General features: G+C 64.3%; 11 protein-coding genes and 1 tRNA gene. 10 read left to right on the top strand and 2 right to left on the bottom strand.

What is annotated here, in order from left to right; genetic code table 11:
- From L0G76_RS09905 to L0G76_RS09895, 3 genes are all read left to right on the top strand, one after another.
- On the top strand, window positions 1-541 hold a 541-nt coding region (locus L0G76_RS09905), incomplete at its 5' end, for an Lrp/AsnC family transcriptional regulator (RefSeq protein ID WP_369696175.1).
- Between the two features lie 372 nt (window positions 542-913).
- The gene (cmtR, locus tag L0G76_RS09900; RefSeq protein WP_304357092.1) at window positions 914-1,297 is read left to right on the top strand and encodes a Cd(II)/Pb(II)-sensing metalloregulatory transcriptional regulator CmtR; all 384 of its coding nucleotides are present in this window, start codon (window positions 914-916) and stop codon (window positions 1,295-1,297) included.
- The gene (locus L0G76_RS09895; RefSeq protein WP_304357091.1) at window positions 1,294-1,977 is read left to right on the top strand and encodes a cation efflux transmembrane domain-containing protein; all 684 of its coding nucleotides are present in this window, start codon (window positions 1,294-1,296) and stop codon (window positions 1,975-1,977) included. Before cmtR ends, L0G76_RS09895 begins: the two co-directional genes overlap by 4 nt.
- A 368-nt stretch (window positions 1,978-2,345) precedes the next feature.
- Here the strand turns inward: L0G76_RS09895 and L0G76_RS09890 are convergent.
- Window positions 2,346-2,429, bottom strand: a tRNA-Leu gene (locus L0G76_RS09890).
- A 398-nt stretch (window positions 2,430-2,827) separates the two neighbouring features.
- On the opposite strand from L0G76_RS09890, the gene L0G76_RS09885 reads away from it, so the two are divergent.
- The 7 genes from L0G76_RS09885 (at window position 2,828) to pknB (ending at window position 12,514) form a co-directional block, all read left to right on the top strand.
- Complete coding sequence (locus tag L0G76_RS09885; protein ID WP_304357090.1) at window positions 2,828-3,688, top strand: FHA domain-containing protein; 861 nt, start codon at window positions 2,828-2,830, stop codon at window positions 3,686-3,688.
- Entirely contained in the window at window positions 3,685-4,197 is a 513-nt protein-coding gene (locus L0G76_RS09880) for an FHA domain-containing protein FhaB/FipA (protein WP_304357089.1), read from the top strand. The genes L0G76_RS09885 and L0G76_RS09880 overlap by 4 nt, the downstream gene beginning before the upstream one ends.
- Window positions 4,194-5,648, top strand: coding sequence for a PP2C family protein-serine/threonine phosphatase (locus L0G76_RS09875; protein ID WP_304357088.1), 1,455 nt, complete (start codon window positions 4,194-4,196; stop codon window positions 5,646-5,648). Before L0G76_RS09880 ends, L0G76_RS09875 begins: the two co-directional genes overlap by 4 nt.
- Complete coding sequence (locus tag L0G76_RS09870) at window positions 5,648-7,189, top strand: FtsW/RodA/SpoVE family cell cycle protein (protein WP_304357087.1); 1,542 nt, start codon at window positions 5,648-5,650, stop codon at window positions 7,187-7,189. The genes L0G76_RS09875 and L0G76_RS09870 overlap by 1 nt, the downstream gene beginning before the upstream one ends.
- Window positions 7,186-8,655 (top strand): peptidoglycan D,D-transpeptidase FtsI family protein, encoded by a 1,470-nt coding sequence (locus tag L0G76_RS09865; RefSeq protein WP_304357086.1) that lies wholly within the window; start codon window positions 7,186-7,188, stop codon window positions 8,653-8,655. Before L0G76_RS09870 ends, L0G76_RS09865 begins: the two co-directional genes overlap by 4 nt.
- Window positions 8,652-10,484 (top strand): protein kinase domain-containing protein, encoded by a 1,833-nt coding sequence (locus L0G76_RS09860; protein WP_304357085.1) that lies wholly within the window; start codon window positions 8,652-8,654, stop codon window positions 10,482-10,484. The genes L0G76_RS09865 and L0G76_RS09860 overlap by 4 nt, the downstream gene beginning before the upstream one ends.
- A gap of 83 nt (window positions 10,485-10,567) precedes the next feature.
- Window positions 10,568-12,514 (top strand): Stk1 family PASTA domain-containing Ser/Thr kinase, encoded by a 1,947-nt coding sequence (gene pknB, locus L0G76_RS09855; protein ID WP_304357084.1) that lies wholly within the window; start codon window positions 10,568-10,570, stop codon window positions 12,512-12,514.
- A gap of 55 nt (window positions 12,515-12,569) precedes the next feature.
- Here pknB and L0G76_RS09850 read toward each other — a convergent pair.
- On the bottom strand, window positions 12,570-12,775 hold a 206-nt coding region (locus L0G76_RS09850; protein WP_304357083.1), incomplete at its 5' end, for a GyrI-like domain-containing protein.

Raw genomic sequence — 12,775 nt, 5'->3', positions numbered from 1 at the left:
CAGAAGTTCGAATGGTTCGTACCTGGTGGTTCGGGCCAGGGAGGCCAGGGAGACGATGAGCGAGAAGACCCGCAGGATCGCCGATGCCCTCGATGCGCGCATCCTGCTCGAGCTCGTGCGGCAGCCGCGATCCACGGTCGCCGGCCTTGCACAACGACTGCAGGTGGCAAGGAACACCGCTCAGGCGCGACTCACACGCCTGGAGGACGAGGGCCTGCATTCGTTCGACCACAGGGTCGACACCGCAGGCCTCGGCTATCCCCTCAGAGCGCACGTCCTGGCCAACCTCAAGCAGCGCAAGCTCGACCAGGTGGGAGCCGAGCTCGCCCGAATCCCGGAGGTCCTCGAGGTCATCGGGGTCTCGGGCACAGCAGACACCATGATTCAGGTCGTCGCCCGGGACACCGACGATCTGTACCGCATCGCCGGGCGAATCCTCTCGATCCCCGGCGTCAAACGCACACGTACGCTGGTGTCGATGAAGCAGATGGTGGAATATCGGGTGACTCCGCTGCTGCGCCGTACGATTGCGAAGCGCTGAAGTTCTCACGCAGCAGGTGAACGTCGCACACCGACGGGGACAGATCTCACCCACTTCGACTCATTCCGGCGATAATCGTCCTCAGACGTGTCGAATCGACGTGCACGCGGTCGTCTCAATGATGAGCGACCGAAACGCGATCGCACCCGGAGATGAATGGACGCTCTGGGCATCGGATTCGGACTGCCGGATCGCACCGAGCTCGAAGCTCGTCTTCCCAGCATCCATGAGGCGATCTACGGCGCCTTCGCCATCGAGCTGACCACCGACTCTGCCGAGCGTGCCTCCCTCGGGGGCTCAGTCCCATCTCATTGCTCCGCACTCTCACTGAGCACAGTTTCAATAGGTCAGCACCTACTGTATAGTCAGCGTATGCTGACTATTGCTTCTCGCGTCGACGTGATGAACCGTCTGGGACGAGCCATGGCCGATCCGACTCGCTCACGAATTCTGCTTTCGCTGCTGGAGTCTCCCGGATACCCGGCACAACTCGCCCGTGACCTGGATCTGACTCGCACGAATGTCTCGAACCATCTCTCCTGTCTGCGCGGATGCGGGATCGTCGCCGCCGAAGCAGAAGGACGCCAGACCAGGTACGAGATCTCCGATCCTCACATCAGCGCTGCACTGAGTTCCCTGCTCGATGTCACACTCGCCGTCGATGAGAATGCTCCCTGTCTCAACCCTTCCTGCACCGTGCCCGGATGCTGCGAGACCGCACCCGTCGATGACAACGCCGGGAAGGCCAACGTATGAACGCTTCAGCGACAGCACCACCACGGGTCCTGGTCCTGCGTCGCCGCATCAGAATCGTCGTGGCGATCACCATCACCTGGAACGTCATCGAAGCCATCGTGGCCCTCATCGCAGGCGGGGCTGCGTCGTCGGCGGCCCTGATCGGCTTCGGCCTCGACTCAATCGTCGAGGTCCTCTCTGCAGCAGCCGTGGCCTGGCAGTTCGCTGCACCCGATCCCGAGCGGAGGGAGAAGACGGCCCTGCGCGTGATCGCCGTGTCCTTCTTCGCACTCGCAATCTACGTCAGCGTCGATGCGATCGCTTCCCTGGCCGGTCTGCGCGATCCGGAGCATTCGGCCGTCGGCATCGTCATCGCCGCCCTGAGTCTTCTCGTCATGCCCTTCCTCAGCTGGTTCGAACGTCGCACGGGTCGTGAACTGGGATCCGCCTCGGCGGTGGCAGATTCCAAACAGACCCTGATCTGCACGTATCTCTCCGCCGCCCTGCTGGCAGGATTGCTGCTCAACAGCATTCTCGGTTGGGCCTGGGCGGACTCCGTTGCCGCCCTCGTCATCGCTGTCTTCGCCACCCGAGAGGGAATCGAGGCATGGCGCGGGGATGCCTGCTGCGCGGCGCCGGTATCTGCGCTGACCGGCGAGCGCGAGGCTGACGCCTGCACCGACGACCACTGCCAGCACTGACCCCAAGGTCGGTACAGTGCAGCCGGCAAGGCCTCGGGTCGGTGCAACTGGAAAGCTCCTCGCAGACACGAAAGCCTTCCACCCTGACCCTGTTGTCTGCCCTCGGCCCGAATGCGGAGGAGTTGGGGCTATCGTCCTGATTGTGCGGGAAGAGAATGTCGGTTTCTGCGTCAGGAATCTACATTCTCTTCCCGCACAATCTCATTGCACGTCTGACTTGCACGTCTGACCAGGATCACCCGGCTCCGAGCCGCTGCAGCCCGAAGAGGCTCCCGCACGCACCCGCCCGCACGCACGCGCACCCGCAGACACGAAACAGCCCTCCACCTTGGCCCCGAAGGGTCCCGGTGAAGGGCTGTTGTCCGCTGTGCGCGAGGGGGGACTTGAACCCCCACGACCTTGCGATCACTGGCACCTGAAGCCAGCGCGTCTACCAATTCCGCCACTCGCGCGAACAAGAGAAAACTCTAGCATCGCAACCGGCAATCATAAAACCGAGACGATCGGAAACGCCCGAAACGTGTCGACGTTCACATTCCTTGTCTTCACTGCCGCCCACTTTCGTGACTCACCACTCATTTCCCATGACATCAGTGCTCGTGAGAGGCTCATGGAGTACTCAGCCCTCCTGCCTAAGCTGGACGACTGCCGGGAATCCGAACAGACCTCGGCCCCGAAATGCCCAGTGACGTGAGTTGAGAGCTTCACCGCGTTAGGATTGGGTGTTGGTGTCTCCGTCTCGGTGTCCTTTTCCGGGGCCGGGTGCACCGAAACAGACCCGCTCGGACACACAGTCCGGGCTGGTGGCGAACGGTTCGTCACGCGCACGACACCTGGATGAGGAGGTGCCATGGGGATTCTCGATCGTTTCGAGAAGGGATTGGAGAATGTCGTCAACGGCGCCTTCGCCAAAGCGTTCCGCTCACAGGTGGAACCGGTCGAATTGGCCGGATCTCTGCGACGCGAAGCCGATAACAAGGCCGCAGTGGTCTCGCGCGGACGAACACTGACCGCCAACCACTACAGCATCGAGCTCTCTCCCACGGACTTCGACCGCCTCTCGGGCCTCGAGAACGAACTCCGCTCCGACCTGCGACAGGTCATCGGCGATCACGCGGTCGAACAGGCCTACAGCTTCGTCGGTCCCGTCTCCGTCGAATTCGTCGAAGCCGACGACCTCGACACCGGGATGTACCGTGTCGTCTCCAGCACTCAGCGACCCGATGGATCTCCCGCAGCCCAACCGGCCAATCGCGGCGGCTACGATCCGGTCTCGCGGTCACACAACATCGTGGGCGAAGGACAGGCGAACTCCGGCTCCCGTCCGGTTCCTCCCAGACGCACTCCCGAACCGGCAGCCGCGAGCAGACCGCCTTCGGCGCCGGTGCGACAGGCGACTCCAGCCCGAGCCCGTACGATCGCCGCGAGCGTGATCATCCACGGACAGACCTACGACCTGCGTCAGGGCACGAACGTCTTCGGCCGTTCCTCGTCCAGCTCCGACTACGTCATCGACGACCCCGGCGTCTCCCGTCGGCACTTCGAGATCACCGTCGAACGCGATCATGCGGTCGCGGGCGACCTCGGATCAACCAACGGAACCCTTCTGCGCGGACGCAAGCTCACCTCGGCGAACCTCTCCGACGGTGACGTCCTCATGGCCGGAGACGCAGAGGTCCGCTACCACGAGATCGAGCAGGATGCCCAGTGAGCGAGTTCACCGTCACCGTCTTCCGGTTCGCCTTCTTCATCATCCTCTGGCTCTTCGTCTTCGGCGTCGCCGGCGTCCTGCGCCGCGACATCTTCGGCGCCAAGAAAGGGCCCCGGAAATCCCGCCGAGGCGGCAAAGCCTCCCGTAACTCAGCGCCGACTCCGGCACCGAGCAGACCAGCGCCGGCACCGGCGCCCGCCCCAGCACGGCCACAGGCTCATCCGGGCTCCGTCCGGGTCACCGCCGGGCCCTTGGCCGGCACCTTGATCACACTTTCCGGGGCACCCGTGACCTTCGGGCGCGCACCGGACAACACGATCGTCATCAGCGATGACTTCGCCTCCAGCCACCATGCGCGAATTGTGGCCGCCAACGGCTCCTGGGTCCTCGAGGACCTCGGCTCGACGAACGGCACGATCGTCGACGGCTCACCCATGCATTCGCCGATCAGCCTGCGGATCGGCACCCAGATCACCATCGGCCATACGACGCTGGAGACCCAATCGTGACGACCGAAGGTACGATCACCCTCCGCTCAGCAGCCCGGTCTCACACCGGGCTGGTGCGTAAGAACAACCAGGATTCCGGCTATGCGGGTCCGAATTTCTTGCTCATCGCTGACGGAATGGGCGGTCACGCAGGCGGTGACGTCGCCTCGGCGATCACGGTCTCCCGTCTGGCCGACCTCGATCGTGAACCCAACGGCGAGGACGCTCTGGAGATTCTGCGCACCTCGATCCTCGAGGCCAACGACCGCATCTGCCGCGGTGTCGCCGAACAGCCCGAACTCGCCGGCATGGGCACCACCGTCACCGCCCTGCTGCGGGCTCCGGGCAATCGCTTCGCCCTGGCCCACATCGGCGACTCCCGCGGCTACGTGCTGCGCGACGGCGAACTGCAGACCGTCACCCACGACCACACCTTCGTCCAGATGCTCGTCGACGAAGGCCGCATCACCCCTGATGAGGCGGAGACCCACCCACAGCGGTCGGTCGTCATGAAGGTCCTCGGCGACGTCGGCGCCTCCCCCGATCTCGACCTCACCCTCCGCGAAGCCCACGTCGGTGATCGCTGGATGCTCTGCTCGGACGGGCTCACAGGCTTCGCCGACGTCGACGACATCGCACGCCTCCTCACCGACGTCTCCGACCCCGATGAATGCTGCCGCCAACTCATCGACCTGGCCCTGGCCGGCGGCGGTGCCGACAACGTCACTGTCGTCATCGGCGACGTGCTCGAGGGCACCGTCGACACCGTGCAGGGCAGCTCGGTCGGCTCCGTCCACGTCAACCCCCAGTACGCGGCGATCGGCGCGAACACCGACGCTGAGGAGGCCCCCGCCGAGACACAACCCCACTACGGCGACGGTGACCTCCCCACCGACACCGTGCCCCTGCAGTCGGTGTCCGACTCCGATAGGCAGGAGCCCACCGCCGAGGTGATCCCGCCCTCACAGCGCACAGCCACGGCGACATCCGACAGGGACGAACCCACAGAGGAGGATGACCTCGACGCTGACGACGACGAGGTCGAAAAACGGTCCTACCTGGGCTGGATCATCGCCGCCATCGTCATCATCGCGATCGCTGTGGGCGGATTCTTCGCCTACAACTACATGAACAACCACTACTACCTGACGAACCTCGACGGGAAAGTCACCCTCTACCGGGGCCTCGACACGACTCTGGGACCCATCGAACTCAGCCAGCTCGAGGACACCACCGACATCGAAGTCGGCACCCTCAACAGCTTCTCGCAGGACCGTCTGCGCAGCTCCATCCAAGCCGATTCCCGCGACGAGGCCGATCGCATCATCGAGAATCTGCGTCAGGAAGCGGAGCGGTCGGGCGGAGTCTCGGGCAATGTCCAGGACGCCACGAATCCCAGCGATCCCGCGCCATCGCCACCGAGCTCTCGAACGGTCGATCCCAGTGATGCCATCACTGAGGAGTCTCAGTGATGTCCGAGAACCCCAACCAAGCCGCGCGGCCACGACCTTATCGCTTGGCTGAACTCGGCCTGCTCATCCTCGCCATCGCCGTGGCCACGAGCGCCTATGCCCTCGTGGGACTCGGCGTCGAGGACACGATCCCCGCCAATGTCTACCAGTACGCGGCATGGTTGGCCGCACTCGGCCTCATCATCCACATCGTCGTGTGGTGGAAGGCCAAGTACGCCGACCCCGTCCTCGTCCCGATCGCGGTCCTGCTCAACGGCCTGGGCCTGGCGATGATCTACCGGGTCGACCTCGGCCGGGACGAGTACCAGAACAGCGGAATGTCACAGCTGATCTGGATGACGCTGGGCGTAGCCCTGGCCGTGGGCATCATCGTCTTCCTGGGTGACCACAGGTGGCTGCGCCGCTACACCTTCGTCTCCGGGTTCGCTGCGCTCATCTTCCTCATGCTCCCGCTGATTCCGGGCCTGGGCAAGACGGTCAACGGTGCGCGCATCTGGATCGGCGTCGGCCCGATGTCCTTCCAGCCCGGTGAGATCGCGAAGATCCTGCTGGCCATCTTCTTCGCCGGCTACCTCGTGTCCTACCGTGACCAGTTGGTTCTGGCCGGGCCGAAGATCCTCGGCATCCGGTTCCCGCGTCTGCGTGACTTCGGTCCGATCGTCATCGCCTGGGTGGCCAGCGTCGGAATCCTCGTCTTCGAGAAGGACCTGGGCACGTCGCTGCTCTTCTTCGGCCTCTTCGTCGCCATGCTCTACGTCGCGACCAGCAAGGTCTCATGGATCATCCTCGGCCTCGGCTTCTTCGCAGCCGGCGCGGTCGCCGCGACCTTCGTCTTCAGTCACGTCCAACAGCGTGTGTCCGGTTGGCTCAATGCGCTCACCGCCGAGGAATACAACAAAACCCCCGGTGGTTCATACCAGCTGGTTCAGGGTCTGTTCGGCATGTCCAACGGTGGTCTGACCGGAACCGGGTTCGGCGAGGGCCGACCCAATATGGTCCCCTATGCGGAATCCGACTTCATCTACGCCAGCCTCGGCGAAGAGCTGGGCATGGCCGGACTCTTCGTCATCCTGCTCTGCTACCTGTTCATCTTCCAGCGCGGCATCAAGACCGCCCAGCAGCTGCGCGACGGATTCGGCACCCTGCTGGCCACCGGCCTGAGCTTCACGATCGCCCTGCAGGTCTTCGTCGTCGTCGGCGGCGTCACCCGACTCATCCCGCTCACGGGTCTGACCACACCGTTCCTCGCCCAAGGCGGGTCATCACTGATCGCGAACTGGATGATCATCGCCCTGCTCCTGCGCATCTCCGACAATGCGAGACGACCGGTGGAGGAATTCCACACCGGTGTCCTCAAGATCACGGAGGATCCGGACGAGCGCACCGCCTCGGCGCGGGAAGCCGGGAACCGCAACGACACGAAACGTGTCGAGGGCTCAGACGAAGCACCGACGACCAACCTCGGCGCGGCCGATCTCGATTCCACCGGGCCCGATGAGGCCCCCACAACCAACCTGGGCACGACCGGAGGTGGACGATGAAGAAATCACTGACACACATCTCCGTCGTCGGGTTCGTCATGTTCGCGCTTCTGTTCGGCTCCACCAGCTGGGTGCAGTTCGTCACCGCCGACTCATTGAACAGCAACCCGCTCAACAACCGTCGGATCCTCGACCAGCTGGCTCGTGATCGCGGGCCGATCCTCGTCGACGGTGAGAAGATCGCCTACTCCGAACCCGTCGACGACAAGTACAAGTACCAGCGCAAGTACGGTTCGGAAGGCCTCAACCCCCGCGCCTATGCCTCGATGACCGGGTACTACTCCATCGTCTCGGGGGCCTCCGGCTTGGAGCGGGCGACCGGGGACTACCTCTCCGGCGACTCCGACGCCCTGTTCTACGACAAGGTCGGCAGCCTCATCACCGGCGAGCAGCCTCGCGGAGCGGCCGTGGAGCTCACGATCGACCCCGAGGTCCAGCAGGCCGCGTGGGATGGTTTGGGCAACCAGAACGGTGCGGCCGTCGCGATCGATCCGAAGACCGGCAAGGTACTCGCCATGGCCTCGACGCCGGGATGGGATCCCAATCCCATCGCCAGCCACGACGCGGGCGAGGCTCAGGATGCCTTCGAGAAACTCAACAATGCCGAAGACAATCCGGCCTACAACCGGGCCATCGGCGGCAACCTCTACCCACCCGGCTCGACGTTCAAGGTCCTCGTGGCCGCGGCCGCCCTGGAATCCGGCGACTACCAGCCCGACTCGACCCTGAACGGTCCGGCTGAGCTCGACCTGCCGCAGACCACCTCCACGATCGGCAACTCCCATCCGGGTGCCTGCCGCAACGGCGGAAGCCCGTCCCTGGCCGATTCGCTGGCCGAATCCTGCAACACCTCCTTCGCCTCACTCGGCATGGACCTGGGCGAGGACGCGATCAAGGAGCAGGCGGAGAAGTTCGGGTTCGGCCAGGACATGGAGATTCCGCTCAAGGTCAGCCCGTCCACGTTCCCCGATGACCTCAACCCGCCCCAGCTGGCACAGGCCTCGCTGGGTCAGTACGAGGTCCGGTCCACGCCGATGCAGATGGCGATGATGACGGCGGGGATCGCGAACGGCGGAAAGATGATGAAGCCCCAGCTCGTCGACCGGGTCCTCAATGCGAACACGCTTGAGCCCATCAAGGAGAACCGTCCGCAGGAGAAGTCGCGCCCCGTTTCGGGCAAGACCGCCGATCAGCTGACCACGATGATGGAAGGCGTGGTCGAGGACGGCACCGCCTCGGTGGCCAAGATGGACGGTACGAAGGTCGCGGCGAAGACCGGTACCGCACAGCACGGCCCGGGTGCGGCTCCGCACGCCTGGTTCATTTCATTCGCCCCGGCCGATGATCCGAAGGTCGCAGTTGCGGTCGTCGTGGAGAACGGCGGAAACGCGGGCAACGAAGCTTATGGAGCGACGGTCGCAGGACCGATCGCCAAGAACATGATGGAAGCGGTGGTCGAAGAATGAGACCCGTCGAAGGCACCCTGTTGGGCAACCGATACAAACTCACCTCTCGCATCGCCGTCGGCGGCATGGGTGAGGTCTGGAAGGGCATGGACTCCGTGCTCGGCCGTGAGGTCGCGGCCAAGATCCTCAAGGACGAGTACCTCTCAGACTCCACGTTCCTCGCCCGGTTCCGCGCCGAGGCGCAGAACATGGGCCGCGTCTCCGATCCGGGCATCGCCGGGGTCTTCGACTACGGTGACGAAGAGGGCTCTCCCTATCTCGTCATGGAGTATGTCCCCGGTGAGGCGCTGTCTGCGATCATCGAACGCAGCGCACCCCTGTCCGAGGCCGATACGCTGAGCATCGTCTCCCAGTCCGCGCAGGCTCTGGGTGCGGCGCATAAGGCCGGGGTCATCCACCGTGACGTCAAACCCGGCAACATCCTCATGACCCCGGACTTCCGGGTCAAGATCACGGACTTCGGCATCGCCCGCGTCACGGATCAGGCTCCTCTGACGAAGACCGGGCAGGTCATGGGCACCGCCCAGTACTTGGCGCCCGAACAGGCCACCGGCAAGGGCTCGGGGCCCGGCTCCGATCTCTACGCCTTGGGCATCATCGCCTATGAAGCACTGGCGGGGCAGCGTCCGTTCACCGGTGACTCGCAGGTCGCGATCGCCATCGCCCAGGTCAACCAGCAGCATCCGCCGCTGCCGGACACGGTCTCAGAACCACTGCGCCGCCTCGTCGACTGCCTGCTCGAGAAGAAGCCCGACCGCAGGCCTTCGGATGCCGTGGCTGTGTCTCGAGCGGCCGATGCGCTCTCCGCCGGCGATGTGGCCGGTGCCGAGGAGATCCTTCCGCAGATGCGTTTGGGCAATGCCGCCTCCGAGGCGCTGACCCAGGTCTTCAACAATCCCGATCCCGTGCCGACGACGAAGGCGATGCCGGTCACGGCGTCGAACGACGAGACCCGCGTCTACCCGGGTGCCGCAGCCGCAGGTGCGGCCGGTGCCGGAGCGGCAGGTGCCGCCAATGGCAGCGAACTCGACGCGGACAACGCCGAGGACAAGAATCTCGACGAGAAGCAGTCGAAGAAGGGCCGCGCCCTCATCTGGATCCTGGCAATCATCGCACTCATCGCCGTCGGTTCTCTGCTGTGGTTCTTCCTCGGCGGGGGCAACGGCGAACCCGAACCGTCACCAAGCACCAGCCAGGCCACGACCTCCGAGACGGCGACGACCGTCGAGATCGACAAGAACGACTACATCGGACTCAGCGAATCCTCGGCGGTTCAGAACCTCGAACAACAGGGCCTCGAGGCCGATACCCGTAACATCGAGTCCTCCCGCGCTGCGGGCACGGTCGCCGATGTGGGCGAGGGCGACAATGGCTACACCTTCGAAGAGGGCGACACGGTCACGCTCTACATCTCCACGGGCCCGGCCGAAGAGCCGGTGGAGACCGAGGAGCCGACGAACGAACCGAGCCCGACGGAAACCAGCGGTGACAACGGCTCGAGTTCCGACAACGGTTCCAGTTCCGACAACGGCGACGAGAACAGCAACTCGAACGACACCGGCACCGCGAATGCCGACAATGGTTCGGGCAGCGACCAGAACGGGAGCGACCAGGACGCCGGTGACCAAAGCGGCTCGAATCAGGACACTGGAGATCAGAACGGTACCGACCAGGACAGCGGCGACACGAACGGCAATGACGCGAACGGTTCGGATTCTGGCACCGATACGGACACCGGTTCGGATCAGGACACCGGTGGCCCGGACCCGACCGGCGGCGGCAGCGGTCCGAGTGCAGGCGAGAACTTGGATGAGTCGATCTTTGGCTGACATCATGCGCTGAGAAGACGAGTAATCTACTTGACATGCGGAGTACTTTCCCACGACGTGGGTGAACCAAGCGGAGGACCAGAATGAATGAACCCAAGGTGCTGTCGGGGCGGTACGAAGTTCGTGCGCTCCTCGGCCGTGGGGGCATGGCAGAAGTCCATGAAGGCGTCGACAACCGATTGGGTCGTCGCGTTGCGATCAAGCTTCTGCGGTCCGATCTCGCTCGTGATCCCTCGTTCCACACCCGCCTCAAGCGCGAGGCTCAGTCCGCGGCAGGGCTGAACCATCCGGGCATCGTCGCCGTCTACGATTCGGGTGAAGAGGACTTCGTCGAGACCGGTGGCTCCACCGTCTCCGTGCCCTTCATCGTCATGGAGTACGTCGAGGGCCAGACGCTGCGCGAGGTGCTCAACGAACACGGCACTCTGACCATCGATGAGGCACTCAACGTCGTCGCCGGTGTGCTCGCTCCGCTCGAGTACTCTCACCGCAACGGCATCGTCCACCGCGACATCAAGCCCGCCAACGTCATGCTCACCCCCGAGGGTGACATCAAGGTCATGGACTTCGGCATCGCCCGGGCACTCAAGGACAACAGCGGCCTGACGCAGACCCAGTCGGTCGTGGGCACCGCCCAGTACCTGTCCCCCGAGCAGGCCCGCGGTGAGGTCGTCGACGCTCGTTCCGACCTGTACTCGACCGCCTGCCTGCTCTACGAACTCCTCGTCGGCAGACCTCCGTTCGTCGGCGATTCGCAGTTGGCGGTCGCCTATCAGCATGTGGGTGAGACCCCGCAGCCGCCGAGCTTCTACAATCCCAACGTTCCCCCCGAAGTCGACCGGCTCCTCATGCACTCCCTGCTCAAGGATCGCGATGAGCGCTACCAGGATGCCTATATCTTCCGCGAGGACGTCCTCGCGGCCCGTGACGCTCGCCCCCTGAGCTTCGACGACGACGTGGATCGCACTCAGGCGTTCCCGATGGCAGGGGCCATGATGGGTCCCCCGCAGTACGCTCAGGACCCCGAGGTGGACCCCGAAACGGGTGCCGTATCGACGATCATGGCCAAGCAGGACGAAGCGCCCCCGCCGAGGCGCTCGCGCGCCTGGATCTGGATCGGCAGCATCTTCGTGCTCTTGGCTCTGGCCGCCATCGCACTGTGGGTCTACGAGATCAACAAACCACCGGACATCATCCAGGTCGAGGTCACGGACGTGGCCGATATGGACGCCAATGAGGCGGAATCCGCCCTCATCCAACAAGGCCTGAGAGTCGACCGCGATGAGGCCTACAGCGAGGACGTCGACGAGGGCAAAGCCATCAAGACCGACCCTCCCGGCGGTCAACGCGTAGAGCAGGACAGCGTCGTCAAGCTGATCATCTCCTCCGGTCCCGAGAGTGTCGAGGTTCCCGATGTCTCCGGCAAAGCGGAGGAGGACGCCCGCAAGATCCTCAACGACGGCAAGCTACAGGCGGGCACGCACATCTCCCAGAACTCTCCGGACGTGGAGAAGGGCGTCGTCATCGAGACGAAGCCGGGCAGCGGCTCCGAGGTGGATGTGGACTCGAACGTCGACCTCGTCGTGTCCTCGGGCATGGTCGAAGTCCCCGACGTGACAGGAAAGACCGCGAAGGAAGCCTGCAAGATCCTCGAGGGCGACGACTACCAGCTGGAGTGCAAGACCGAAGAGGTCGAGACCGCCGATGAGGAAGCGAAGAAGGTCTTCGAACAGTCATCGACCGCCGGCAGCGACGTCAAGCAGGGCTCGGAGATCACCGTCATGGTGGCCAAGAAGCCGCCGGAACCCTCTCCGTCCATCCCGTCGGTTCCAGGAGGAGTACCCACCTCACCGAGTGATGACGGTGGCAGCGACGACAACGACAATGACAACGACAACAACGGCGGCAACAACGGCGGCAACAACGGCAACAACGGCAACAACGACGACGGAAATAACAACGGCCAGGACGACGACAACGCCATCGGCGGCGGAGACAGCTGGTTCAACGGCTACTCCAGCGCCGGCTGAATCGACAGCCAAAGTGGGCAACCGGTGAACGGCACCCTCAGGACAGAGTGAGTCCTCAGGACAGGGTCAGGAAGAGGTCCGTGCGCAGATCTGCCGGGTCCATGTCGGGGTTCGGATCGGTCACGTAGACCTCGAAGAAGGGCAGGCCCGGGTGGTGGCCGGCGTCGACCGCCTCGTTCAGGAACGCCGCCCAGGCCTCTGCCAGACCGTCGTAGCCGCCGAGGTGGGACCGAGCTGCGATCGATCCTCCTGGCAGCTGAG

The organism is Brevibacterium picturae, from assembly GCF_030453725.1.
Lineage (GTDB): Bacteria > Actinomycetota > Actinomycetes > Actinomycetales > Brevibacteriaceae > Brevibacterium > Brevibacterium sandarakinum_A.
This window is presented reverse-complemented; position numbering and strand designations above follow the sequence as displayed.